The organism is Methanolobus sp. WCC4 (assembly GCF_038022665.1).
Taxonomy (GTDB): domain Archaea; phylum Halobacteriota; class Methanosarcinia; order Methanosarcinales; family Methanosarcinaceae; genus Methanolobus.
The window spans coordinates 2,741,988-2,767,469 of sequence record NZ_CP150629.1 but is presented as its reverse complement, the minus strand read 5'-3'; the positions used below and the strand labels follow the sequence as shown (position 1 = coordinate 2,767,469).

Here is a 25,482-nt window from a genome sequence, read left to right as displayed (position 1 = left end):
ATCCGGGAAGGCCTAGATCTGTTCAGGGATCATTGCCACATCCCTTTCCATTATTTTCTGCAAATGATCGGGGTTATTTTTAATTAAGATCAGGTGGAATGATATTATTATACAATATTTGTCCGTGTGGGGGGCAAAATATGAGTAACACATCTAAGAGCTTACAGCATGTTCTTCTCATCTATCTATTAGTTGTATTTATGTGTGTGGCCGGAATTGGAAACGCTAAGACACCTTTGCCTAATGCCGATGCGGTGTTCAGCGAAAACGATTGCCAGCCAACTCTTCCATATGGGTTTGCCGCCACTGACAATTGTTATGCTGTATGGACATATGGCGAAATGACAGCTGGCAAAGGGGATTATGCAAAAGTACACAGACTGTACTGTTATTATGAAAATGAAAAAACCGGGGGGAAGGCAAATTGTGAATTGCATTTGTTCGAACTTAGCGAAGAAAAAGTGAAGGAAATTTTTACTCGCGGGGAAAAAGATGAGTGTAATAGCGTAATCCCTGGCTGGATGGGTGGTTGGAGTAAGACCCTGGAAAGTACGGAAGATAGGTCTGTCATATTATGTGGAAGGCCAGAGTTAAATCCTGAATTTCATGAAATGGTGGGGAACATTCGTTACCGTAATTCAGTGATAAATATTCGCGTTGAATCTCAGGGTAGTGAAGATGTTGTTAAGTCCTTTTTTGCTGCACTGGAAGAAAATGCGAAAAGAGTTATAGATGGAAAAAGCTGCCAGGACTGGTGTAGTAAAGTGAATGAGCACTTTGTATGGGATGGAAAAAGTGAATGGCCTGAATGTGGTTGCATATGCGAGAAAGGCTATGGAAAAAATGATGATGAATGCGTGAAGTGTGAAGATTGGTGCCAGAAGATGGATACTCGTGCTCACTACGACTCTAAGGAAAGTAATCCTGATGAATGCAAATGCAATTGTACGGGTAAACTGCTAGAATTCGTATGGGATGTAGATAACGGAACATGTGAATGTGTCACTGGTGCGGTGCCCAACGGAAGTGAATGTGAGTGTCCAGAAGGTTGGAACCTGAGTGTATGGGGGGATAAATGCATAAAAGAAGAGAAGGAGGTAGTGGAGAAAACATCCATTGAAGTGGAGAGGGAACGGATTGCTAAACAGTATCCAGGGCTCAAAAAAGGATATTTGCTCTTCTCAGAAGGTATTGTTACAACAGCTTATGTAAGGTGGGTGTCCGGGACAGTTTTCAAACCTGATTACGGACATGTGGGGATTTATATTGGCGATTTTGAGGCTAATAAAAGTTACAAGGTTATGGACCAAGCACAACTTCCTCTTAAAGTATTTAGGAACGGCGAGGCTTTTATGCTTACCGAAGTGGGCCATTACATAGAACCCGGGGACTGGATTATAGGTTGTGTTGTGGAGTCTCGATGGAATGGAATTGTTTTTAATACGGTGGATGGGATGAAGAATGAAGCCAGAAGAACCATGGGAAAGGGGGAACCTGAGTTTGACTGGAAGACAACAAACCCCCCTCCTCATGAAGATGAAGTGGATGAAATCATCACATTTGCATTGCAAAAGATTGACCTCACTCAGCAGGGTAAAGCAAGGTACTGGTTTGGAAAACAAGGATCGACACAGTTTCATGCTCGAGCACCTGGAAACCCTGAAGCTGGGATAGAATTGTGGGATTGCGTTAGTCTCGGGATAGCAGCCTATGAGAGGGCTGGATGTTATCCAGTTCCACAACATCTGGATGACTGGGTTTCCGTTCAGCCACAGGAGTTATATGATTTTATGGATAATTTCGAGCCTTGGTCTCTGCATAGGGCATTTAATATTAAGGTAGAAAGCCCTGTAAATCTACATCTTTATGATAGCCAGAATCGACATGTTGGTTTTACTCCCAGTGGAGCATTTGAGAGGGACATACCAAATGCGTATTATTATCTTGAGGTGGAGCAGGATCCTCAAGCCATTTTTGTTCAAAATGCTAATGATGAGTACACACTGGTAATCCAGGCTGTGGATAGCGGCAGTTTCAATCTTAAAATCCAGGATCTTAATGTGTCCCGTTCAGATTACCTGACAAAGGTCGAGTTCCTAGACGTTCCAATCACAGAGAGTACAATTGCAACAATCCCTTTAGGTACTGATCATAAGGACTATCGTATGAATATTGATCAGGATGACGATGGGAAAACTGACCAAGTATTGGATCCAACGTCACTTAAAGTATCCTTCATTGATTCATGGGATGGCATTATGTCAGGACTTACCTTTGAATCCCGGAGCAAGCCTGCCGGAAGTAGCATACAGATCCCACTGACATTGAATGGGGTCAATGAAAATATTGGAAATATGGATATGACACTGAGTTATGACCCATCCGTTTTAGAAGCAACTAAGGTTACCAAAGGTGGCCTGACCACGGATTCCCTTTTCGACTACAATATCATGGACGGAACCATAAAGATAAGTCTTGCTGACAGGGAAGGATTTAGCGGAGACTGTTCGATTGCCTACGTTAACTTTGATGTTATCGGGGCAGAGGGTTCATCATCTCCTCTTGGGATCGTCTCCATCACAGCGAACAGAGCAGATGATTATCAAACTGTGGTGATACAAACCTGGAATGGCCTGTTCACTGTGATAAACATAGAGGAAGGTATGGGGGATGGTGACGGTGACGGTACGTATACAGCACTGGATGCACTCTATGCACTTCAGATGTCAGTTAGTAAGATCCCTCTAGATCCGGTCATGGATGTGAATAAAGACGGAAGCGTATCATCTATCGATGCCAGGATCATTTTGAAAAATGCTGTAGGGGGAGAATGAAAAAGGACATTGGACTACAGGGAGGTTTTGATACTGAAAACAATACTTACTGGTTACCATCAATTAGTTCTTCAATCATAATGTATAAGTGCGTAATATTAATATGTAAACAATATCTTTACTGTCTGTTCGTTTTTGCGGGGGTTGCCCAGCCTGGCCAAAGGCGCAGGGCTTAGGACCCTGTCTCGTAGGAGTTCGTGCGTTCGAATCGCACCTCCCGCACTAGTTTTAACATACCATTTCTTAATCGTAGATAATCTCAAACACACTAATATCAAAAACAAATAGGATTCACCATATTCAAACTTATTATTTCCAGAATCTCTGATACAAGTATTTCTGTTTACCTGTCCGGAATTTTCGTTAAGGTCCCGGAAAATATATAGAAAATATTATCAATGAATGTGTTTCTCTAACATGGTGTGTCAGATGAGAATGGTATTCGCGTAAGTCTTAGCAGGGACTTGACGCTCTTTGATATAACAATGATAGGGATTGCCGGGATGATCGGGGCGGGCATATTCGCTCTGACCGGTATAGCAACGGGAATTGCAGGACCTGCTGTCCTTCTTGCATTCTTTTTGAATGGTATTGTAGCAACATTTACGGGACTTGCCTATGCAGAGCTTGGTTCTGCTATTCCGGAGGCGGGTGGAAGTTACCTCTGGGTAAAAGAGGGTATTGGCAATCACTTCGGATTCCTGGCCGGATGGGTCGACTGGGCGGCTCACACCATTGCATGTTCGCTTTATGCGGTCACATTCGGTGCATTCTTTTCAGAGTTCGTGATCCACTTCTTGGGATATGAAGGGATGTCCCAGGGTGCGCTGATGAGCAGCTCTGCATTCGTTATTGTCACTCTCATGGCCTACCTTAATTACCTTGGTGCAAAGGAAAGCGGAAGGATCGGCGGTCTGGTCACCCTTTTCAAAGTCGCTATTCTTCTGGTGTTCGCATGTTTCGGTATTTACAGGACCATCCTCACACCTGACTGGGCAGTTGCATTCTTTGCAGACCCTTCGTTCCTGCCGAACGGTTTTGGTGGTCTTCTTGTTGCAATGGGTCTCACGTTCATAGCATTCGAAGGGTATGAGATAATCGCCCAGAGTGGAGAGGAGGTCAAGGATCCGGAAAAGAACATACCACGGGCTGTATTGCTTTCGTTGTGGGTTGCTGTTATTGTCTATATCATGGTCGCTTTTGCCCTGATAGGTGCCATTAAGGTAGACGGCCCCAGCTGGATCTATCTCGGACAGCTAGGTGAGTTCAGTATGATACGGGTCGCAGACCAGATCATGGCATTCGGTTCCATTCTCATTATTGCAGGTGGTTTCGTTTCCACGATAAGTGCCATGAACGCTACTGTCTATTCCTCATCAAGAGTGGCTTTTGCCCTTGGAAGGATGGGTTATCTGCCTGAAACCCTTTCCCGGATCAATGAAAAGAGAAGAACGCCTCACTATGCCATCCTTTTCAGTTATTTCATCATTGCGACCATGACGTTTGCTCCCATCGAGACTGTCGCTTCCGCAGCGAATGTGATGTTCCTTATATTGTTCATTCTGGTCAATTCCGTGCTTATTATCCTGAGGTTCAGGCGACCTGACCTGAAAAGGGCCTTTAAGATGCCATTTGCTCCCTATCTTCCTATAATTGCGATCGTGGTGCAGCTTGTCATTGGTTATTATCTTGTGACGAATATCAAGGATACGACCTTTATTGTAGGCATCACTGTGTTCTGGGTACTTGCAGGTTCATTCTTCTACTTCTCTTATTCTGAGAAGGAGATCAAGAGGCGTGCAACATCTCTTCGCAAGAAGGTATATGAAGAGAAGCCATTCGCTGAGGAAGGTTACAAGATCCTTGTGCCTATCAAGAATATGGAAACTGCAGGTGATCTTGCGAAGCTTGCCAATATGGTTGCAAAAGAGAAGAACGGGCACGTTGTCTTCCTGAAGGTCCTGACATTCCCTGAGCAGACACCGCTTTCAGCTTCTGATGAATATGTCGATGAAAGGAGGTCCCTTATGAGGGAACTCATCAGTTCTGTGGATGTCCCTGCAGGAGGTATCATCAAGGTTGGAAGGGATGCGTCCGATTCTATCCTTGATACCATCGATGAAGAGAAACCTGATATGGTCATCATGGGCTGGAGGGGCAGGACCTTCCGCCGTGATTTCGTCCTTGGAAGCACACTTGATCCGATTCTGCTCAAAGCGCCTTGTGACGTTGTTGTGGCAAGGTTCGAGCCAGGCAGGGGCCTTAGGGATGTACGTAGCATATTGTTGCCCACAGCCGGTGGTCCGCATGCTGAACTTGCCGCAGAGCTGGCGCATGACCTTGCATCTGTGGAGAATGCTACTGTTACGATGTTCAATGTAGGCAGGTCTTCAGAGGATGAGGCTAGGGCGATAGCGGCTTTCAGGAATCTGGAAAGTTACTTTGAGGATGTTGATACTGAGAGGAAGTTCACCGTATCAGAGAATATCGAAAAAGGTCTCTCTGAGGAGGCAAAGAAGCAGGATGTGGTATTCATTGGGGCCACTACGAGGCCTTTCCTGAAGAACTTCCTGCTGGGCGTATTCCCGGAGAAGATCATCAAGAACACTGATACGACTGTGATCATGGCTCGTAAGTGGATCAAACTCAGGGATGTTATCAAGAAATAAAGGGAATTGAATGGTCTTTCCTTTTCCCTTTCTTTATTTTTATGATATATTTTCTGTTCTTTAGTTTATTTTAGCTCATTCTGGATCATTCTTTGTGGTTGCTATCAAGTTCTCTTGTATGTAACAATTGTTAAATGATGATAAGTCCCAATTCCTCCGCAACGCTTTTATAGTAAGCCTGTTATGTAAGGGTGCTCGCGACGAGCCCACTGGTGCGGTGCCCGTGCCGGAAAACTTGCTCGTGAGAAACATTCGATGAAGTAATTATTCAATTTCATCAAGGCAGGTATCACAAAGGTCCATCCTTTGCCTTCGAATCTCATGATTCGAAAGGTATATATGTGATGATGTCCTTTGAAGGAGTCCGCGTGAATCGCGCGGAACACTTACGATCACCGCCTTATTAGTGGGGACAGAAGCTGTTTCTGTCCGACGTTGGATTTGGCAGTTCGGTTAATTCTGACCGGTAGTGTATAACTACTAAATGAAGGAATTAACCAACTAATGTGCATGTGTAAAGAATCTCTAGTGAGAGTTCTTTCCTAATGATTCCTTAAATGACTTCCATAATACAATCCTTTGTGTGTGATCAACAATTCTGGTTGATCCTGCCAGAGGTCACTGCTATCAGTATTCGACTAAGCCATGCGAGTCAAATGTTCTTCGTGAACATGGCGTACTGCTCAGTAACACGTGGATAATCTGCCCTAAGGTCAGGCATAACTCCGGGAAACTGGTGATAATACCTGATATACCATAGATACTGGAATGTTCTGTGGTCAAAAGCTCCGGTGCCTTAGGATGAATCTGCGGCCTATCAGGTTGTAGTGGGTGTAATGTACCTACTAGCCGACGACGGGTACGGGTTGTGAGAGCAAGAGCCCGGAGATGGATTCTGAGACATGAATCCAGGCCCTACGGGGCGCAGCAGGCGCGAAAACTTTACAATGCGGGAAACCGCGATAAGGGAATACTGAGTGCCAGCATATTATGTTGGCTGTCCACCTGTGTAAATAGCAGGTGTTAGCAAGGGCCGGGCAAGACCGGTGCCAGCCGCCGCGGTAACACCGGCGGCCCGAGTGGTGGCCACTATTATTGGGTCTAAAGGGTCCGTAGCCGGTTCGATCAGTCTTCCGGGAAATCTGACAGCTCAACTGTTAGGCCTCCGGGGGATACTGTCGGACTTGGGACCGGGAGAGGTAAGAGGTACTACAGGGGTAGGAGTGAAATCTTGTAATCCTTGTGGGACCACCAGTGGCGAAGGCGTCTTACCAGAACGGGTCCGACGGTGAGGGACGAAAGCTGGGGGCACGAACCGGATTAGATACCCGGGTAGTCCCAGCCGTAAACGATGCTCGCTAGGTGTCTGGGATGGTGCGACCGTTTCAGGTGCCGCAGGGAAGCCGTGAAGCGAGCCACCTGGGAAGTACGGCCGCAAGGCTGAAACTTAAAGGAATTGGCGGGGGAGCACTACAACGGGTGGAGCCTGCGGTTTAATTGGACTCAACGCCGGAAAACTCACCTGGGGCGACAGCAATATGTAGGTCAGGCTGAAGGTCTTACCTGAATCGCTGAGAGGAGGTGCATGGCCGTCGTCAGTTCGTACTGTGAAGCATCCTGTTAAGTCAGGCAACGAGCGAGACCCGTGCCCACTGTTGCCAGCATATCCTTCGGGATGATGGGTACTCTGTGGGGACCGCTGGTGCTAAACCAGAGGAAGGTGCGGGCTACGGTAGGTCAGTATGCCCCGAATCTCCAGGGCTACACGCGGGCTACAATGACCGGGACAATGGGTCCCTACCCCGAAAGGGGTTGGTAATCTCATAAACCCGGCCGTAGTTCGAATTGAGGGCTGCAACTCGCCCTCATGAAGCTGGAATCCGTAGTAATCGCGTTTCAATATAGCGCGGTGAATACGTCCCTGCTCCTTGCACACACCGCCCGTCAAACCACCCGAGTGAGGTATGGGTGAGGGCATGGACTAGTGCCGTGTTCGAACCTAAATTTCGCAAGGGGGGTTAAGTCGTAACAAGGTAGCCGTAGGGGAATCTGCGGCTGGATCACCTCCTAAGCATGATGGACACAAAGTCCATCACCACTTACCGGTCAGAAATCGAAAAACTGTCAGATCCGAGATAACAAGGTAAGATTCTAAGTGAATCTTCTATGGGCTTGTAGATCAGTTGGAAGATCGTCGCCTTTGCAAGGCGAAGGCCCAGGGTTCGAATCCCTGCAAGTCCATTAATAGTGCACCTGGAGAGTAATGTCTCCGGGGAAGGATGAAGCGGTCGAAGCAACGACGGCCGCAATGATATCGTGTATATGCATGCATATATCAGACGCTCACTGGACAAAGTGAGATGGACTCTGGTTAATATGCCTTCAGGTGGATGGCTCGGCTCAAGAGCTGAAGAGGGACGTGCCAAGCTGCGATAAGCCCAGGGTAGGTGCATGGAGCCTATGAACCTGGGATCTCCTAATGGGTCTTCCTAACACGTTTTGCGTGTTGATCAGCAATGATCGGGAACGCCCCGAATTGAAGCATCTTAGTAGGGGCAGGAAAAGAAATCGAAGAGATGCCGTTAGTAATGGCGAATGAACACGGTACAGTTCAAACTGAATCCCGCTGGAAACATGCGGGAGATGTGGTGTTGTAGGCTTTTCTAAAGATCCGACCTGGTTGAAGTTTAACTTTTCTGGAACGTTAGACCATAGAGTGTGATAGTCACGTAAACAACAACCAAAGGATCTGGAAAACAGCCTGAGTAGCGTGAGTTGGAATTCTCGCGTGAATTTGGGAGGCACCAACTTCCAAAACTAAATACTTCTTGAGACCGATAGCGAACTAGTAGGGTGACCGAAAACTGAAAAGTACCCCAAGAAGGGAGGTTAAAAGTGCCTGAAACCTGGAGGCGATGGAGCGATATGGCGTTAAAGGATCTTTATTACGAAGGAAACGGTCGCGAGGCCGCAGTACGGGTAATATTGCCAATGTCATATCTTACGTTTTGAAGAACGGGCCAGGGAGTGTATTCAAATGGCGATGGCTAACTTTCAAATAGGAAGCCGAAGCGAAAGCAACATGCTCGCAACCGCAAGGTGAGGAGCGACGTATACAAGTGCGTGGAGTCATTAGGATACGACCCGAAGCCGGGTGATCTAGGCGTGGGCAGGTTGAAGCGTGGCGAAAGCTACGTGGAGGACCGCAAGCGGTATTGATCTGCAAATCATTCGTGTGACCTGCGTCTCGGAGTGAAAGGCTAATCTAACCCGGCATCAGCTGGTTCCTTCCGAAACATGTCGTAGCATGACCTAATTTGAGATAGTCGGTGAAGTAGAGCACTGATTGGTGGTCCCGGGGAAGAAATTCCTCAGCCGCTTGTCAAACTCCAAACTCACCGTCGTCGTAGACAATTGGAGTCCGGACTACTGGGGTAAGCCTGTAGTCCGTAAGGGAGACAACCCAGCCCGTGGTTAAGGTCCCTAAGTGTCGACTAAGTGTTAATACTAAAGGGCGTCCTAAGCCCTAGACAGCTGGAAGGTTAGCTTAGAAGCAGCTATCCTTTAAAGAGTGCGTAACAGCCCACCAGTCGAGGTTTGGGGCCCCGAAAATGGACGGGGCTCAAGTCGACCACCGATACCACGGAGCACCGCAAGGTGATCTCGTAGGAAGGCGTTGCGTTCGGGCAGAAGCAGGGCTGTGAAGTCCTGTGGACCGGGCGGAAACGAAAATCCTGGTAATAGTAACAGCATAGTTAGGTGAGAATCCTAACCGCCGAAGGGGCTAGGTTTCCTCGGCAATGATCGTCAGCCGAGGGTTAGTCGGTCCTAAGACGTACCGTAATTCGAGTACGCCGAAAGGGAAACAGGTTAATATTCCTGTACCTCATGACAATAAACTGACGTTTTTGGGCAGGCTGAGCGGCGCCGTCGCGCCGTCTAAGCATCGAATCCCGTGGAGAGCCGTAATGGCGAGAAGCGGGCGAATATGTAATGGCGAAAGTCAGCTGCACCCGGGAACCCGTGAAAAGGGAGTCATGGGTCCGTACCGAGAACTGACACAGGTGCCCCTAGCTGAAAAGGCTAAGGCGTGTCGGAACAATTTGGCTAAGGGAATTCGGCAAATTAGCTCCGTAACTTCGGGAGAAGGAGTGCCTGCTGTGAAGACAGCAGGTCGCAGTGACAAGAGAGCTCTAACTGTCTAATACCAACATAGGAGATCGCAAACCCGTAAGGGCTAGTACGATCTCTGAATCCTGCTCAGTGCAGGTACCTGAAACCCCGTTTCAACGGGACGAAGGGCCTGTAAACAGCGGGGGTAACTATGACCCTCTTAAGGTAGCGTAGTACCTTGTCGCTTAATTGGCGACTCGCATGAATGGATCAATGAGAGCTCTACTGTCCCTAGCCAGAGTCCGGTGAAGCTTACTTTCTAGTGCACAGTCTAGAGACCTCTAGGGGGAAGTGAAGACCCCGTGGAGCTTTACTGCAGCCTGTCGTTGGGTTGTGATTTTGGATGTACAGTGTAGGTAGGAGACGTCGAAGTCGGTGCGCCAGCATCGATGGAGTCGCCATTGGGACACTACCCTTCTGAAATTACGGCCCTTACTCTGAGAAGAGGACCCCGATAGGTGGGCAGTTTGCCTGGGGCGGGACGCCCTTGAAAAGATATCAAGGGCGCACAAAGGTTGACTCAAGTGGGTCGGAAACCCACTGAAGAGTGTAAGAGCATAAGTCAGCCTGACGTTATTCAGCACAGTAGTGGATGACGAGACGAAAGTCGGTTCTAGCGAACTTTTGAGCTCGCTTGGTGCGAGCCAAAAATGACAGAAAAGTTACCCCGGGGATAATTGAGTTGTTGCCGGCAAGAGCACATATCGACCCGGCAGCTTGCTACTTCGATGTCGGTTCTTTCCATCCTGGCCGTGCAGCAGCGGCCAAGGGTGAGGTTGTTCGCCTATTAAAGGAGATCGTGAGCTGGGTTTAGACCGTCGTGAGACAGGTCGGTTACTATCTACTAGAGGTGTCTGTGGTCTGAGGGTAAGCTACTTTTAGTACGAGAGGAACAGAGTAGCGGCGCCACTGGTGTATCAGTTGTCCGACAGGGCACTGCTGAGCAGCTACGCGCTAAGGAATAAGAGCTGAATGCATCTAAGCTCGAAATCTGACTTGAAAAGAGACCACTTTAAGGATCCCGGTATAAGACCGGTTTGATAGGGTCGGGATGTACGCACCAAGGCAACGAGGTGTTCAGTCCGCGGCTACTAAAAATCCGTGCCTGTCCGTCTTGCTTTGTCCAGGCGAAATCTGATATGTGCATGTTAATATACACGTTATCTAAGGTAATGTATAAATAGTATGAATCCGTTCATCAATCGCTCATTGCCAAGATGGCGGAGCGGCTACGCAATCGCCTGCAGAGCGATTCCATTCCGGTTCGAATCCGGATCTTGGCTTTACGTTTACCTTCATCATGAGAGAGTTTGGCGGCCATAGCGGCGGGGCAATTCCTGTACCCATCCCGAACACAGAAGATAAGTCCGCCTGCGTCCTATACTGTACTTAAGTACGAGAGTCTTTGGGAACTATAGAACGCTGCCAACTCACTCATACAACTTATCTTCTTTTTACTGGCTTTCTATCACCTCAGAGCAACTGCTCTGTAGTTCTGGTTTTTTGATTCTTGTTTTTGGGAATTACGTAAGGCTCTATGGCAATCATAGTTATCAATGTTTTTCCAATTATGACCGCAGATGTACGCAGATAATGGTCAGTTATATCTGTGTTTATCTGCGTGTATCTGTGGTCTGTAGAAAAGTAGAGTTTTTACAGGACTATCTATGCTATACTTTTTGAAGAATGCCCTGGTCAATAGCGATTCTATGACCTCACGTTCATAACATGGAAAAGTAATATGGTACCGCGCAAAGCACGGCACATATAGAAAAAAGAGATGTAAAAACCTATTGTTCTTCGACACCGTTTACGATGACATCCTCTCCGAGTACCCTTCTCTGTGCCTCACGGTTCGCGACTTCAATGAACTCCTCATTAGCTGTCTTTTTGCCGCTGACCCATTTATCCATAATTACACATGTTACAAGGTCACCGGTTACATTGACCGCAGTACGGCTCATGTCAAGGATCCTGTCAACTCCTATTATAAGAGCGATACCTGCAGTTGGTATTCCCACACTGTTTAAGATCATAGCAAGGATAACTATTCCTACTCCGGGAGTAGATGGCGTACCTATGGATGCTCCTACCACAGTTATCATGATAAGTACCAGTTCTCCGAATCCAAGGTCGATGCCAAATGCCTGTGCAAGGAACACGGCTGCTATACTCTGGTAAAGTGCCGTGCCGTTCATGTTTATTGTAGCCCCGAGTGGAATGACGAACTGTGATATCGAAGGTCTGACGCCTATGTTCTCTTCCGCTGTCTTGATAGAGAGTGGCATAACCGCTGCAGAACTGGATGTTGAGAAAGCGAGCAACAATACATCATTTATTGTCCTCAGGAATTTTATCGGACTTTTCTTTGTAACTACAAGTATTATTATCATGTACATGACAAGCACAAGGAACAGTCCAAGAAGTACAGTTCCAACATAGACGAGCATTCCCATCAGCGCGTCGATTCCCAGATTCAGGGTGAACTTGGCGATGAGCCCGAACACCGCAATAGGTGCCAGCAACATGCTCCATCTTACAACGGTCATGCTGACTTCCTGTAGTGAACCCAATAGTTCCAGCAGAGGTTTGGCCTGATTCGGTGCCATGGAAACAAGAGCCACGCCTATTATTATGGAGAATATCACCACCTGTAACATCTGTCCTGTGGCAAGTGCTCCAAGTGGATTAGTTGGAAGTATGGTGGTAATCATTCCGGGAACTTCGGATACTTCGGGCGTGGAAAGAGTGCTGTCATCAACCTGCGTTGTATCAGTGCTCATAGTGTCCTGAACAAGTTCACTGCTAATGTATGTCCCGGGATCGATCGTCAATGCAAGTGTCAGTCCGATCAGTATTGCGATAGCAGTGGTGACAAGGAAATATCCGACTGTACGGAGCCCGATTTTCTTCAGTTGCTCCATGTCCTCTCCAGCTGCAATTCCCCGGATAATTGATGCAAATACAAGAGGTACCACGATCATCTGTAGGAGTGCAAGGAAAACATATCCGGGAAGTGCCAGCCATTCCCCGATGGTATATGACATATTCGGTTCTATATAGCCAGCCGATGGTCCAAGTATAAGTCCGGTGACAATACCCAGCAGCATTCCTATCAGGATCTTGAGCCACAGTCGGCCTTTAACAAGTTCCTGAAGATGGTGGTTCAGGTTCTTCAATGAACGCGGATGAATGAGGGTGATAGGGTCTGGTATCTGATACCTGCTTGACATGTAAATAGATTATTTTTCATTGTTTATGGGTTTATGGTTGCTACGCTCAGACAAAAATGTTTACACATTATTTTCTGCGCAGTATGCTCTCATCTATCGGGTAGTATTCAGTAGCCGAAGAAATCAGCTCTGCTGCTGTATTCCTCTCGAAAGAGTGTACTTCGACCCGCACACCACAAGCTTTGAGGTGTTCCACAAGGGCGGTGAAATCCCCGTCACCACTGATGAGTACCACGGTGTCAACCTTTTCTGATATTGCTATTGCATCAATGGCGATTCCCATATCCCAGTCACCTTTGGTGGAACCATCAGGTCTGATCTTAAGCTGCTTGGCCCTGACCTCCCATCCGAAGTTCCTTAACTGGTATTTGAATCCTGACTGGTCAACATCTTCTGTTTCCACAAGATATGCTATGGCTCTTACCAGTGGTCTGCCTTTCAGTACAGTGGCAAGTAACTTCTTGTAATCCACACGAGTATCAGAATGGATATTCTTAGCAGAATAGAACATGTTCTGGACATCGGCAAAAACAGCAGTCCTTTGACTCTCGAATATGTTGTGCTCATTGTTGTATGAATTAGCCATTTCCCTGTCTCCATAGAATATCCGGATTATAAAAGGGATATCATGTATTCTTTCTATTTATCTGAACCTGCTATGCTCGGGTCAGGCATTTATGCAAGTTTGCACTTTATATCTTTATTTAATATTATCAGGAGGAATAACATGGGTTTATTCAACAGGATGGGAACAGTGGTCAGATCGAAGATGAACAAACTGGTGGATCGTATGGAAGATCCGCGTGAGACTCTGGATTATTCTTATGAGAGGCAGCTGGAAATGCTGCAGGATGTAAAGCGGGGTGTTGCAGAGGTTGCAACATCCAAGAAAAGACTTCAGTTACAGCGCTCAAAACTATCACAGAGCATAGAGAAACTTGATGCACAGGCAAGGGAAGCCATCAATGTCGACAGGGAAGACCTGGCACGCCTGGCACTTGAGAGAAAGAGTGGTCTCACGGTCCAGATACAGGGTCTTGACCAGCAGATCGCTGACCTCGAAAAGGAACAGGAGAAACTTGTTGCAGCCGAGAAACGTCTGTCCACCAAGGTAGAGGTGTTCAGGACAAAGAAGGAGACCATCAAGGCCCAGTACTCCGCAGCCGAGGCACAGGTAAAGATAAACGAATCCGTTTCAGGCATCAGTGAAGAGATGGCTGATGTAGGTCTGGCAATAGAAAGGGCTGAGAACAAGACCGATCAGATGAAGGCCCGTGCATCAGCACTTGACGAGCTCATAGAGGTAGGTACACTCGATGACCTTACCAGCAGCGGCGATGATATCGACAGGGAACTTGCAAAGATAAGTGCGGAGTCCAGTGTGGATCTTGAACTTGAGAAGCTCAGGAAGGAGGCAGGCAAATGATAATAAGGATAGTTGGTGAAGGCCAGTATGAAGTACCAGGCGCTCTTTTTGATGAACTGAACGTTATTGATAACAGGATAGTCGAACTTGTATCTCAGGATGATGAAGAGGGTTACAAACTTGAACTATCCAGCCTCATCGGAAAGATAAAGGATAGCGGAAAACAGCTTGATGATTCACTGATAGTGGAATCGGATATCATCGTTCCGCCTGCAGATCTTACATTTGCAGAAGCGAAAGATGTCTTTACAGGTGTGGGGATATTCGAGGATTAAAAGCAGGATATGAATGTTTAAACTGGTCTATGCCTAGATCTAAAAAGGCATGCTCCAGAGGGGATACCATTTCCCCACATCCTTTTCTATTGGAAGTTCCTTTTCCATTAGTGATTTCAACCTGAGTTCAAGGGTGTTGTCCCTGTTGCTCTTTCCCTGGGGTGCGAATGGATAATAGCTTCCCTGTTTGAAATTATATATCCAGTATACAGGCCCTTTACTCTCGAACCTGTAGACAGCGCACAATATCTGTTCGCCGAATCCCTCTTCTATAAGTGTCTGGGATATCATGTGTATATTGGTCACAAGGTCCTCGAAGTCCTTATCCTTCAGGATGACCCACAGGAAATTGTACTCATCCTTCTCAATGGTAAAATCAGTTCCTGTTTCCTTAGTGCTGAACTGAAGGAGTTGCTCTATCTCTCCTCTGGCGTTCTCATATTTTGACATGTCCATTGCCTTGAAACATATCCCTGCAACTGCAGAGGGTTTCAGGTTCAGGTCCAGTTCAAGTGTTATGACCGCAGTGGATATGGCAAACAGCCTGTCTGTCTTTGCTTCAGGGACCTTGCTCCTTCCAAGTACTGAGTTGACCATATCACGGAAACCCATCAGAGTTCGATCTCCCTCTGTATCTTCTCAAGTGCAGCTATCCTCTTTTCCATGGATGGGTGTGTAGATAGCAGATTCATCATGGAACCGGATATTGCAGGAATTATGAAAAAGGCGTTCATTCCTTCAACCTTACGAAGATCTTCGGTAGGGACCTTGGCCATGGTGCCACTAATCTTCCTGAGGGCGGATATAAGATTTGCTGGTTCTCCAGTGATAAGCGCAGCACCCCTGTCCGCTGCGAACTCTCTGTATCTGGAGAGGGCACGTATCAGCAGGAAACTGATGATCCATACGAGTATGGAAACTATCCATATAGCTATCAAGGCACCACCATTGTTCCTGCGTCCGCCTCCAAAACCTCCGAAATAGAAGCTGTATCTCACAATGTAGAATGCAAGTGTGGAGATGAAACTTGCAATTGTCAGTACTGCCATATCCCTGTTCTTAACATGGCTCAGTTCATGAGCAAGTACTGCTTCAAGCTCTCCCTGATCCAGTCTGTTCATAAGACCGGTGGTCACGGCAACAACCGCGCTCTTTGGTCCCCTTCCTGTTGCAAAGGCATTGGGTACAGAGGTGTTGACAACCGCAACAGTTGGTTTTGGCAGGCCTGCTATCACACAGAGCCTGGTAATGGTCTCATGGAGTTTCGGTTCCTCTGTCTCGGAAACGACCTGTGCACCTGTGGTCCACAGGACAAGCTTGTCAGAATAGTAGTATTGTGCTCCCATGAACAATGCTATGAACAATAGCATGAACACTGCAGGGGTACCCATATATGTAAGGAATGCAAGGAATCCGAGATAGACCGCAGCCAGCAGGAACATGGTGAACAGCATCCTTCCTTCAAGACCAAGATCGGTTTTCCACTCTACCATTTCAGCACCTCATTTTAGAGATCTATACAATGTATCATTACTTATGGGCTTATAGCTCTTCTGCCAGAAGTGCACCTTTCTGCCAGTCATTGATGATCCTGACGGCAGCCCTGGTCTCATCGACCAATCCTTTCTTCTTCAGGAAATTGCATTTTTCGCCTATCATCTCGAGTATATCATAGGAGTTCTCATCCGTGATGTTCACCTTGTAGGCGGATTCAAGTATCTCCTTGTTCTCATCGACAAGTTTCTCGATGATCTTCATGGCAACTCCTATGGGGTCTTTCAGGTGTGTGGAATCCTTGACACCAAGCAATCCCTGTATGTACTCATCATGTTCATCGAACGGGAAGACTCCGGGTGTATCCAGGAAAACGATCCTTGAGCCTGCGTTGACTATCTGCAGGCCCTTTGTGTGTCCCGATATCGCAGATGTGGAAGCTTTACCTCTTCCGGCAACCCCGTTGATCACAGAGGATTTTCCGGTATTCGGGTAACCTATGCAACCCACTTTTATGTCACGTCCCTGTATGTCCGCGACTTCCAGTATCTTGTGTCTTAGCATGGTGGTTCCGAACCTCTCTTTAGAGGATACGAACACAGAAGGTGCTATTCTTGCCAGACGGGTTCTTGCCTTCTCAACTTTTTGTTTCGGTACAAGGTCACACTTGTTGAGAACTATGATGAATGGCTTTTTGAGACGTTTTAGTTCCCGTTCTATCTCGCTGTTCCTTGTCTCGTTTGGAAATCGTGCATCTACTACTTCAAGAAGAATGTCTGCTTTCTTAATGACATCCTTCACTATCATCTTTTGGCTTGCCATGGTAGGTTCCCATTGTCAGAAAAGTGGTATTGGATTAATCGTTCTGAGCATCTTTATTCTTTAAAAGGATATATTCCCTTTGATACGATGTACCTATGCCTGATAATAACAAAGAACGATCAGGAATTTTGCTGAAGCGGGTATGTTATGTCCATCATCAGAACTTCTTAGGAATCCTTAAGTATAATACAAAACTTATGGGGAGTCGCAAAGTCACATATATCATTTATTTGGTATATCGCTTTATATTATACTATCAAAGATCAGCGCTACTCAACGGACCGTGATCGGTCTGTCTGCAAAGAGTTAAAACAATTCGATCATGACACTATCTGATAAACCCCGGGTTCTTATTGTAGATGATGAACCGATGAATGTTGAACTGCTCCAGGCCTATCTTCAAACGGACTATGAAATCCTTTCCGCATTGGATGGACAGGAAGCACTGGGTATTGTCTACGCGGAGAATCCTGATATTGTACTTCTGGATGTTATGATGCCCGGACTCAATGGCTATCAGGTGTGTGATCAGATAAAATCCTCTGAAAAGACACGTTTTATCCCGGTGGTCCTTGTTACTGCTTTGTCCGGAAGGGAAGACCGGTTGAAAGGTATGGAAGCAGGAGCTGATGATTTTCTGACCAAACCCGTTGACAGGCTTGAACTGAAGATGAGGGTCAAGTCTTTACTCCGCATAAAGGACCTTCAGGACAACATGATAAAGGAACGTGACCAGGCACAGAACTATCTCGATGTTGTAGCTGTGATGATGCTGGTCCTTGATGAGGACAATACTATCAAGCTCATAAACAAGAGAGGACTTGAGATACTTGGTTATGAAGAGGAGGAGGTTCTGGGTAAGAACCTGTTCGAACATCTCATTCCTGATGAATGCTGTTCTGAGATGGAAGCTCATCTCCTTGACACATTGGACCATGATGGTGACGAGATAAATTATTATGAATCTCCTATTCTTACAAAGCAGAAGGAGCAGCGCATAGTATCATGGTATTCAAAGCCCATTACAGATGATAATGGTCGTGTCACAGGTATCCTGTGTTCAGGTCAGGATATAACAAAAAGAAAAAAAGCAGAGGAAAAACTCAAAGAACAAACCGGTGCCATGGAGGCTTCCGTCGATGGAATGTGTATCATGGACCGGAATGGTGTCTACACTTACGTCAACCATGCTCACGCAAGTATCTTCGGGTATGATGACCCTGCGGAACTCATAGGAAAGTCATGGGAACTCCTTTACGATGAGCATGAAAAAGAGAGGTTCATTGATGAGATATTGCCTGAGTTCTATTCAAAAGGTGAATGGAAAGGTGAGCTGCTTGGAAGGAAAAAGGATGGAAACAGCTTTTTCCAGGAAGTGTCGATCACTGCTCTTGATCATGGAATGGTATCTGTGGTAAGGGATGTCTCTGAACGTAAGGAGGTAGAGGCCAAACTCAATCAATACGCTTCTGAGCTCAAGAGCTCGAATGAATTGAAGGACCTCTTTACCGATATACTCAGTCATGATCTTCTGAATCCGGCCGGTATTATAAAAGGCTTTACTGATATGCTCCTGCATGATGAGTCTGATGAGAGCAAGCTGCATAAACTCCATTTGATCGATAACAATGCTTCCCGTCTTATAGAGATGATAGAGTCAGCTGCTAAGTTCGCAAGACTTGAGGATATCGACAAACTTGAGTTCAAGCCAATGGACCTCAATGGCATAATTCGCAATGTTGTAGAGGAATTACAACCTCAGCTTATGGCAAAGGATATATTGCTGGATATGAGGCTCGATGACCCTCATCCTGCTGTTCTGAATCCTCTTGTTGACGGTGTTTTCGTGAATTTCATTTCTAATGCGATCAAGTATGGTCCATCGAACAGTGCAGTAAGTATCGATATAATGGATGCAGGGGATGAGTGGAAGGTATCGGTAACCGACTCCGGTGAAGGTATACCTGAAAAAGATAAAGAGCTTATCTTCGACCGGTTCAGTCGCCTGACCGAAAAGAAAAAGGCAGTAAAAGGTTCCGGCCTTGGTCTTGCCATAGCGAAGAGGATAGTCGAGCTTCATGGTGGCAGGATAGGTGTGGAGGATAATCCTGCAGGAAAAGGAAGCGTCTTCTGGGCAACTGTAAAGAAAGCGTAAGATCCTATTTGCCTATATCCTCATTCCATATTTCCGGTCTTTCCTGAATGAAAGCTTTCATGATCATCTTACATTCATCGATATCAAGGTCGATGACCTCTACTCCGTGCTCTTTCATGAATTCTGCTGCACCATCGAAAGTCTTTGATTCTCCTGCAATCACTTTTTTGATACCGAATTGCACTATCGCCCCTGCACAGAGGTAACATGGCATCAAAGTTGAATAGATGGTGGTTCCGGCATATTTGCCGATCCTTCCAGCGCTGCGGATGCAGTCTATCTCAGCATGTGCCAGCGGATCATCGTGTTGTACTCTCCTGTTATGTCCTCTTCCAATGATTTTTCCGTCTTTCACAAGGACCGAACCTATGGGGATCCCGCCTTCTTCAAGTCCCTTCTTTGCTTCTTCGATGGCTGTTTGCATGAATTTGTCCATATTATCTCTCTCTTTTATCTTTACAGGTATAATCTATTATTCCGTATTAGGTTATTTTGCCTGATACGACAGAAGCTGGAAAATATGTGAATATGGGCTTAAACGTAAGGCCCGGGAAAAACAGGAAATGTAATTGTATGCTTGCGCATACTTAAGTCCTTATAATGTCAGCATAAGGTTTCCGAAGAAGCAACTGTCCTCATGTGCACTAATAGCTGCAGGTTTGAGTATTGAGATGCCTCTGTTCATGGTCTTTGATGCGGTGAGTATGTCCATCAGTGAGAGTTTTCCTTCTTCGAACCTGTCACCTATGGACTTCATACCCTCTATGAAACCTTCCTCGATGATCTCTACAGGATCGATCCCTGCTCTTATTGTCTCCATTGCAGCATTTGTTGCTTCTGCATCATTGAAGTTGATCACTGAGTTCTTGGCTTTGTTGATAAGCTCCATCTTTGTAGAATTGTTATTGTTCATGGTATGATCATATCCTCAGATGTTTTCTATTAAATACGAGATTTGCTTTCCGGATGTCTTAGCATCCAGTGTGCACTACTTTTATTCTCCTATGAACTTAATCTACCTGAAATATATTCTACTCGTAAAAGATATAGGGTCTATATTTCTGCAAAAACTATAGAGTGACCCTCCAAAGAGTGGTCTGAAAAAAGAGGGTACAATGTGGTGAAAGATGTATCAGGATATGTTCTTGCTGATCTTGAAGATACGATCGTTCTTTCGGACGATATCATCAACAGCAAGTCCTATATCGTTTCCTCTTTCGATAGAATTGACATTCTCTCCTTCATGGAAGATCGAACTGACCTCCTGTTCAAGATATGTTGTGTTGCCTTCAATGATGATGTTGTCCCCAAGTTCCATTCCCTGTTCCAGCAGTTTGACTGCTGCTGCTCTTTTCTTTGGATAGTAATTCGTTACAATACCAACAGCTTCACGTTTTACAGTTGAGGCGTTCATATCGAAGTCATATGCCAGGCTGTCAGGTCCGGGATGGCCGAAATAGAATCCTGTTGAAAAGCCCCTGTTGTATTCAAGTGCCATTTTCTCTTTAAGTGGGATGACCTTGCTTTTCTCATATGTCCCTTCCCTGAAAAGATCAAGGGCATTACGGTAGCATTCAGAGACTGCAGCTGTATATCCGGGATTTCGTAGTCTTCCTTCCACCTTGAAGGCATCGACCCCTGCTTCAATGAGTTCCGGTATGTGCTCTATCATGCAAAGGTCCTTTGCACTCATGAGATACTTTCCCTCGAGATCCACAATTGCTCCGTTATCCGAATGAAGGGACCATTCCCATCGGCATGGCTGGCTGCATTCTCCGCAATTGCCGGACTTTCCCAGAAGGTATGCCGAAAGATAGCATCTTCCTGATATTGCCTGACATACCGCTCCGTGCACGAAGACCTCAAGCTCGATCTTCGTATCCTCTTTTATCTCTTTTATCTGCTCAAGACTGAGTTCACGTGCTAGTACGACCCTGCTTGCTCCAAGTGACCTGTAGAACTCTGCAGTTACCTGGTTCGATACATTTGCCTGGGTCGAGATGTGTATTCTCAGATCCTTATCTGCTGCTTTCATGATCGTGGCAGGGTCCCATGCGATGACAGCATCTACATTTGCGGATGCAGCACATTCGAGCACTTCATCCAGTTCCCCGAGGTTATCTGGATATATCACTGAATTCACTGCCAGGTATCCATTCATCCCGTTATTGTGTATCTCTTCAACGAAGTCTGCAAGTTTATCGGTGGTGATCTCCTGTGCTCTGGACCTGAGGCTGAGCCTGTCAAGTGAGAAATAGGCCGCATCAGCATGTTCTCTGCATGCTTTCAGGGCTGCCAGGTTCCTTACGCCCATCACAAGTTCCGGTATTTTGACTTCGCTTTTATCGGGGGACATTGCTGTATGGATTCCAATCAAGACTTAAATCACTTGTGTTGAAAAGACAAGTTAAATTGTTTAAATAACAATTTTTGTTCGAACCCGGGAACATATATATACGATTAAACACTATATTGCAGTATCAAGTAAGATTAGGGAGACCTAATATTACGAGGGAATAATAAAACGACAGCATTCGCCTGAATATCTGTCACACTAAAACGAAAGAGGTAAAAAACATGGCTCCTATTATGCCACTCGTAATGATGCCGGAAGGAAAGAACAGTAAGATCATTTCCATAAATGCAGGTAGTTGCCTGCTAAAACGTCTGAGGTCCATGGGCTTTATTGAGAACAGTTCTCTCAAGGTAAAGAAAGACGTTAACGGTTCTCTGATAGTTTCCATCAATGGGTGCGATTATGCACTTGGTATGGGAATGGCTTCTAAGATCATGGTGCAGGAATGCACTGCATGATTCTATTTTGACATATTCTTTTAATTGATGCTTCAGCAGCTTCCAGCTTGAATTTGCTATAGATAAAAAAAAGGTTTGAAGCTCAGTGAGCTTCATTACTATTGATTCACTCTTCCTTTCTCTGGAATATGAAAGCAAGTCCAACTATTGCAGCAACAGGGAGGGCGATTGTTGGAAATTCAGGTATTTCCTCGGTCTCTCCATTTGTTCCGGGATTCTCAGGAATGTCATATCCATATTTGTAGACTGTTACATGGAAGTTATTGCAATTTGTATTTTTGATCATTATAGAGTGCCTGTTATTTTCAAGACCTGTTATCTTCAATGTCCTGATAGTCTGCTTATCTATGGATTGTGCTAACTCTACGTTGGAATATGTATTGCCAGACCAGACTCTGTTACCATCTACATATACGCGTGCATATCCATCATTTTTATCACTTGCAAAAACTATGCAGAATTCACTTGTTGGATCTTCTGTCTCAATGAGCATAAAGTCTCCTCTATCGAGGATTGCAAGTCTTCCGTCCGGGTCTGTCCAGGTGCTTCCTATGATCGTAGTTGAGAAGTAATTCTCAAAACCAGTTATTATTGATGCAGGGTTTCCGTAAACAAAAATATCGGGTGTGGTGTCCTGTTCATCATAAGTTATGGATGCTGTTGAAGACGGTCCGGGCCCTGGTCCATGTCCTGCAGAAGCTATTCCTATTATTATTGATGTTGCAACTAACATCAAAGCTATCTTCTTTATATCGAATTTCAAATTAAACCACCAAGTTCAATAAGTATTTTTCCTATTTCCCCACAATCATTTATACTTTCCTAAAAGATTCAGTATGTCATCATACTACTCATCATCATCTGAGCACTTTTAGGAGGTCATGTGGAATGAACTCTGGAAGATGATCGGGGATACGGGTGGTATCTGAACGAAAAAGAAAAAAGTGATATTAGAACTGCTTCTTGTTCCCGCTTGGTCCTCTCATATAGTTACCAAACTCTGAATCAATAAGCTGTGATCCATTGAAAACAGGTCCGTCCTTGCAGACACGCAGTCCCTGTTTATCCATGCAGCAGGCACCACAAACGCCGATTCCGCATTTGAAATACCTGTGAAGACTGAACTCTGTCTTTTCAAGAGCATCCTCTTTCTCAAGCATTCCAAAGATAGCTTTCATCATCATCTCAGGACCGCAGGTGTATATCCTGTCATAGGCTTTTATGTCGGTCTCAGCAAGGATGTCGGTAACAAAACCGCATCTGTGTGCTGAACCATCATCCGTTGTTATGTGTAATTCGCCACATGATGTGAAATGGTCGACAAAGAGTAGTTCATCCGCGTTCCTGGCCCCGAGTATGGTGCTCATACAAATGCCAGCAGATGATGCATACTCTGCAAGATGTGCAATTGGTACGGTTCCGACCCCTCCTGCGATAAGGAGTATCCTCTCATCCTTGCCGGGAAGTGTGAATCCCTTTCCGAAAGGTCCTCTTATTCCAAGGGTGTCTCCTTCTTCAAGCTCGAATATCTTTTCAGTTGCATCTCCTACCTTTTGCACAGTGATGGAGTTCTTGTTTGTCAGTCCCATTGGGATCTCATCAACTCCTCGTATCCAGACCATGACGAACTGGCCGGCAATGGCCTCATCGAAATGTCTGTCAAATACGAATGTCCTTGTTGATGGGGTTTCCTTGATTACTTTAGTGATTGTGACATTGATGGGGTACATTATATCCTCTCATGTGCAATTCCGATGATCTCTGTTACATCGCTGTATCCTTTTTCAGAAACGAAGTTCTCGATCCCTGTTGCAACGGAACTGAAGACTTCCAGTCCTTCATAGACTGCAGAGCCGATCTGTATTGCGCTGGCACCTGCCATCATCATTTCAATGGCATCTTCCCATGTGTAAACCCCTCCTACTCCAATTACGGGAATATCGAGGGCGGTATAAAGGTCATAGACGCATTTGATCGCAACCGGCTTCACGGCATGCCCGGAGAGTCCTCCGAACCTGTTGCCAAGTATGGGGTATCCGCTGTTGATGTCTATTGCCATTCCTTTTACGGTATTGATAGCCACCACTGCATCAGCACCGCCCCTTTGTGCAGCTTCTCCTATTGATACTATGTCTGTGACATTTGGTGTGAGCTTGACCCACACGGGAATGTCTACTGCATCTTTAACGGCTTTTGTGATGGTCTCTACTGCATCAGGGTTGCTTCCCACGGATGCGCCGTATCCAAGTGCATGTGGGCAGCTTACGTTCAGCTCGAAAGCATCCGGTTCAGACTCAAGGAGCCCCTGTGCCACAGCCACGAACTCTTCCTCCGTGCCACCGAATATGCTTGCGATCACCGGAGTGCCTGCATCTTTCTTTGCAATGGCAAGTTCATCCCTGAAATCAGGATAGGATGGATTTGGCAGTCCCATGGCATTCAGGAATCCGTATCCTCCAAGGTCTATCATGCTCGGGTTCTTGTGACCTTCCTTTGGTTCGGGACCAATGGATTTGGTTACAACTGCTCCTGCACCTTCTTTTGCAACACGGACAAGTGATGCACCTGTGGTGCCCATTATCCCAGCAGCCAGGATGGTGGGATTCTTAAATTCTATTCCTGTAATATCGATCATATTGTCCCTGCATCCTCATCTGTTCTTGCACTCAACTGGCAGACCGCTCTCTGTACGAGTTCCCTGCCGCCCATCTGGACAAGTGCTTCTGCCAGTATCTTTGCATGATACTGGTAATTCTCAACAGGGATAACCTCGTCTATAAGTACGTGTTCTGAACCGTCCAGTGCCAGTACCTCACAGCGTATGCTTATCTCATCTTCATTGATGAAGTGTGCAAAGGAGCCAATAGGTGCTGTACATCCTCCTTCCACATCAGCAGTGACAATGCGCTCGATCTCTGTCTCGATCCTTGTCTGCTGGTGGTCGAGGTTGGATGTGACCTCTTCTGCCTCGGTTCCGGCAGGAGTGACCACTGCTATGGTTCCCTGGTTTGCGGAAGGGCAGAAATGCTGCGGGTCAAGACGCTCGACATCCAGTTCCCATCCCATTCTCTGAAGACCTGCCTCAGCGAGCAGGATTCCGTCATAGAGTCCCTCTTCCAGTTTCCTTATTCTGGTATTGATGTTACCTCTGAGGTCCTGTACATGAAGATCAGGTCTGTATCTGAGGATCTGGGCTCTTCTGCGCATGGATGTGGTTCCGAGGACTGACCCTTCAGGGAGCTCATCCATCCTTGAACCGTCGTTCGTCAGGAGTACGTCGTATGGTGAATCACGTTTGAGCACCGCGGATGTTGAGAGTTCCTCTGGACGGATGGTTGGCAGGTCCTTCATGGAGTGGACCGATATGTCGATCTCCCCATCAAGCATCCTGTCATCGAGTTCCCTTACAAATGCTCCGACACCTGCGACCTCGTGCAAAGGTCTGTCTGTAAATGTGTCACCGGATGTCTTTATTATCTTCCTGGTCGTGTCAACTCCCAGCTCGGACAGAAGACCTTCTATGGTCGTTGTCTGTGCAAGGGCCAGTGCGCTTCCGCGGGTTCCTATTATCATGTGAATTCACCGGT

The 25,482-nt window shown here is 46.2% G+C and carries 18 protein-coding genes, 3 tRNA genes and 3 rRNA genes; 12 read left to right on the top strand and 12 right to left on the bottom strand.

All coding sequences use genetic code 11. The features are described 5' to 3' along the window. Positions 1-140: 140 nt before the first annotated feature. From V7O63_RS13125 to rrf, 8 genes are all read left to right on the top strand, one after another. Positions 141-2,834 (top strand): cohesin domain-containing protein, encoded by a 2,694-nt coding sequence (locus tag V7O63_RS13125; protein ID WP_340818995.1) that lies wholly within the window; start codon positions 141-143, stop codon positions 2,832-2,834. 137 nt (positions 2,835-2,971) lie between these two features. Beyond that, positions 2,972-3,056, top strand: a tRNA-Leu gene (locus V7O63_RS13120). A 200-nt stretch (positions 3,057-3,256) separates the two neighbouring features. Continuing rightward, the gene (locus tag V7O63_RS13115; RefSeq protein ID WP_340818994.1) at positions 3,257-5,503 is read left to right on the top strand and encodes an amino acid permease; all 2,247 of its coding nucleotides are present in this window, start codon (positions 3,257-3,259) and stop codon (positions 5,501-5,503) included. A 595-nt stretch (positions 5,504-6,098) separates the two neighbouring features. Next, positions 6,099-7,572, top strand: a 16S ribosomal RNA gene (locus V7O63_RS13110). 99 nt (positions 7,573-7,671) lie between these two features. Continuing rightward, positions 7,672-7,744: transfer RNA gene (locus V7O63_RS13105), tRNA-Ala, on the top strand. A gap of 121 nt (positions 7,745-7,865) precedes the next feature. Continuing rightward, a 23S ribosomal RNA gene (locus V7O63_RS13100) occupies positions 7,866-10,789 on the top strand. A gap of 98 nt (positions 10,790-10,887) precedes the next feature. Next, positions 10,888-10,959 (top strand) — tRNA-Cys (locus V7O63_RS13095). 26 nt (positions 10,960-10,985) lie between these two features. After that, a 5S ribosomal RNA gene (gene rrf, locus V7O63_RS13090) occupies positions 10,986-11,107 on the top strand. The 16S, 23S and 5S rRNA genes sit together here with 2 tRNA genes alongside, the layout of an rRNA operon. 359 nt (positions 11,108-11,466) lie before the next feature. On the opposite strand, the gene V7O63_RS13085 is transcribed toward rrf, so the two are convergent. Further along, positions 11,467-12,909 (bottom strand): dicarboxylate/amino acid:cation symporter, encoded by a 1,443-nt coding sequence (locus V7O63_RS13085; protein WP_340818993.1) that lies wholly within the window; start codon positions 12,907-12,909, stop codon positions 11,467-11,469. Between the two features lie 67 nt (positions 12,910-12,976). Beyond that, positions 12,977-13,495: an NYN domain-containing protein gene (locus V7O63_RS13080; protein WP_340818992.1), complete on the bottom strand. Its 519-nt coding sequence runs from the start codon at positions 13,493-13,495 to the stop codon at positions 12,977-12,979. A gap of 141 nt (positions 13,496-13,636) precedes the next feature. Between V7O63_RS13080 and V7O63_RS13075 the strand changes: the two genes are divergently transcribed. Together V7O63_RS13075 and V7O63_RS13070 are read left to right on the top strand one after the other, a co-directional pair. Then, positions 13,637-14,335, top strand: coding sequence for a PspA/IM30 family protein (locus V7O63_RS13075; protein ID WP_340818991.1), 699 nt, complete (start codon positions 13,637-13,639; stop codon positions 14,333-14,335). Beyond that, complete coding sequence (locus V7O63_RS13070; RefSeq protein WP_340818990.1) at positions 14,332-14,610, top strand: hypothetical protein; 279 nt, start codon at positions 14,332-14,334, stop codon at positions 14,608-14,610. The genes V7O63_RS13075 and V7O63_RS13070 overlap by 4 nt, the downstream gene beginning before the upstream one ends. Positions 14,611-14,649: 39 nt before the next feature. On the opposite strand, the gene V7O63_RS13065 is transcribed toward V7O63_RS13070, so the two are convergent. The 3 genes from V7O63_RS13065 to V7O63_RS13055 are packed head-to-tail and all read right to left on the bottom strand — an operon-like array spanning position 14,650 to position 16,926. Further along, positions 14,650-15,222, bottom strand: a complete 573-nt coding sequence (locus tag V7O63_RS13065; protein WP_340818989.1) for a hypothetical protein — start codon at positions 15,220-15,222, stop codon at positions 14,650-14,652. After that, complete coding sequence (htpX, locus tag V7O63_RS13060) at positions 15,222-16,103, bottom strand: zinc metalloprotease HtpX (protein ID WP_340818988.1); 882 nt, start codon at positions 16,101-16,103, stop codon at positions 15,222-15,224. The genes V7O63_RS13065 and htpX overlap by 1 nt, the downstream gene beginning before the upstream one ends. Before the next feature lie 49 nt (positions 16,104-16,152). Beyond that, entirely contained in the window at positions 16,153-16,926 is a 774-nt protein-coding gene (locus tag V7O63_RS13055) for a GTPase (RefSeq protein WP_340818987.1), read from the bottom strand. 322 nt (positions 16,927-17,248) lie between these two features. Here V7O63_RS13055 and V7O63_RS13050 point away from each other — a divergent pair, with 322 nt between their 5' ends. Then, positions 17,249-19,081, top strand: coding sequence for a PAS domain S-box protein (locus V7O63_RS13050; RefSeq protein WP_340818986.1), 1,833 nt, complete (start codon positions 17,249-17,251; stop codon positions 19,079-19,081). Positions 19,082-19,085: 4 nt separating this feature from the next. Here V7O63_RS13050 and V7O63_RS13045 read toward each other — a convergent pair whose 3' ends face one another. The 3 genes from V7O63_RS13045 to V7O63_RS13035 all read right to left on the bottom strand — a co-directional run bounded on the left by V7O63_RS13045 (position 19,086) and on the right by V7O63_RS13035 (position 21,437). Further along, positions 19,086-19,517: a nucleoside deaminase gene (locus V7O63_RS13045; RefSeq protein ID WP_340818985.1), complete on the bottom strand. Its 432-nt coding sequence runs from the start codon at positions 19,515-19,517 to the stop codon at positions 19,086-19,088. Positions 19,518-19,676: 159 nt separating this feature from the next. Next, positions 19,677-19,994: a B12-binding domain-containing protein gene (locus V7O63_RS13040; RefSeq protein ID WP_340818984.1), complete on the bottom strand. Its 318-nt coding sequence runs from the start codon at positions 19,992-19,994 to the stop codon at positions 19,677-19,679. Between the two features lie 219 nt (positions 19,995-20,213). Then, on the bottom strand, positions 20,214-21,437 hold the full coding sequence (locus tag V7O63_RS13035; RefSeq protein ID WP_340818983.1) for a peptidase U32 family protein: 1,224 nt from the start codon (positions 21,435-21,437) through the stop codon (positions 20,214-20,216). A gap of 221 nt (positions 21,438-21,658) precedes the next feature. Here V7O63_RS13035 and V7O63_RS13030 point away from each other — a divergent pair, with 221 nt between their 5' ends. Next, positions 21,659-21,895, top strand: coding sequence for a FeoA family protein (locus V7O63_RS13030; protein ID WP_340818982.1), 237 nt, complete (start codon positions 21,659-21,661; stop codon positions 21,893-21,895). 106 nt (positions 21,896-22,001) lie between these two features. On the opposite strand, the gene V7O63_RS13025 is transcribed toward V7O63_RS13030, so the two are convergent. The 4 genes from V7O63_RS13025 to hemC all read right to left on the bottom strand — a co-directional run bounded on the left by V7O63_RS13025 (position 22,002) and on the right by hemC (position 25,468). Beyond that, a complete protein-coding gene (locus tag V7O63_RS13025) occupies positions 22,002-22,658 on the bottom strand; it encodes a PEF-CTERM sorting domain-containing protein (RefSeq protein WP_340818981.1) in 657 nt (218 codons plus the stop codon). Positions 22,659-22,845: 187 nt separating this feature from the next. Then, the gene (locus tag V7O63_RS13020; RefSeq protein ID WP_340818980.1) at positions 22,846-23,625 is read right to left on the bottom strand and encodes a dihydroorotate dehydrogenase electron transfer subunit; all 780 of its coding nucleotides are present in this window, start codon (positions 23,623-23,625) and stop codon (positions 22,846-22,848) included. After that, the gene (locus tag V7O63_RS13015) at positions 23,625-24,530 is read right to left on the bottom strand and encodes a dihydroorotate dehydrogenase (protein ID WP_340818979.1); all 906 of its coding nucleotides are present in this window, start codon (positions 24,528-24,530) and stop codon (positions 23,625-23,627) included. The genes V7O63_RS13020 and V7O63_RS13015 overlap by 1 nt, the downstream gene beginning before the upstream one ends. Next, positions 24,527-25,468, bottom strand: coding sequence for a hydroxymethylbilane synthase (gene hemC / locus V7O63_RS13010; RefSeq protein ID WP_340818978.1), 942 nt, complete (start codon positions 25,466-25,468; stop codon positions 24,527-24,529). The genes V7O63_RS13015 and hemC overlap by 4 nt, the downstream gene beginning before the upstream one ends. Between the last annotated feature and the right edge of the window lie 14 nt (positions 25,469-25,482).

Bases quoted from the DNA above. Each gene is read 5' to 3' on its own strand.
- V7O63_RS13125 (WP_340818995.1), top strand. From the start codon at position 141: ATGAGTAACACATCTAAGAGCTTACAGCATGTTCTTCTCATCTATCTA.
- V7O63_RS13085 (WP_340818993.1), bottom strand. From the start codon at position 12,909: ATGTCAAGCAGGTATCAGATACCAGACCCTATCACCCTCATTCATCCG.
- V7O63_RS13080 (WP_340818992.1), bottom strand. From the start codon at position 13,495: ATGGCTAATTCATACAACAATGAGCACAACATATTCGAGAGTCAAAGG.
- V7O63_RS13075 (WP_340818991.1), top strand. From the start codon at position 13,637: ATGGGTTTATTCAACAGGATGGGAACAGTGGTCAGATCGAAGATGAAC.
- V7O63_RS13070 (WP_340818990.1), top strand. From the start codon at position 14,332: ATGATAATAAGGATAGTTGGTGAAGGCCAGTATGAAGTACCAGGCGCT.
- V7O63_RS13065 (WP_340818989.1), bottom strand. From the start codon at position 15,222: ATGGGTTTCCGTGATATGGTCAACTCAGTACTTGGAAGGAGCAAGGTC.
- htpX (WP_340818988.1), bottom strand. From the start codon at position 16,103: ATGGTAGAGTGGAAAACCGATCTTGGTCTTGAAGGAAGGATGCTGTTC.
- V7O63_RS13055 (WP_340818987.1), bottom strand. From the start codon at position 16,926: ATGGCAAGCCAAAAGATGATAGTGAAGGATGTCATTAAGAAAGCAGAC.
- V7O63_RS13050 (WP_340818986.1), top strand. From the start codon at position 17,249: ATGACACTATCTGATAAACCCCGGGTTCTTATTGTAGATGATGAACCG.
- V7O63_RS13045 (WP_340818985.1), bottom strand. From the start codon at position 19,517: ATGGACAAATTCATGCAAACAGCCATCGAAGAAGCAAAGAAGGGACTT.
- V7O63_RS13040 (WP_340818984.1), bottom strand. From the start codon at position 19,994: ATGAACAATAACAATTCTACAAAGATGGAGCTTATCAACAAAGCCAAG.
- V7O63_RS13035 (WP_340818983.1), bottom strand. From the start codon at position 21,437: ATGTCCCCCGATAAAAGCGAAGTCAAAATACCGGAACTTGTGATGGGC.
- V7O63_RS13030 (WP_340818982.1), top strand. From the start codon at position 21,659: ATGGCTCCTATTATGCCACTCGTAATGATGCCGGAAGGAAAGAACAGT.
- V7O63_RS13020 (WP_340818980.1), bottom strand. From the start codon at position 23,625: ATGTACCCCATCAATGTCACAATCACTAAAGTAATCAAGGAAACCCCA.
- V7O63_RS13015 (WP_340818979.1), bottom strand. From the start codon at position 24,530: ATGATCGATATTACAGGAATAGAATTTAAGAATCCCACCATCCTGGCT.
- hemC (WP_340818978.1), bottom strand. From the start codon at position 25,468: ATGATAATAGGAACCCGCGGAAGCGCACTGGCCCTTGCACAGACAACG.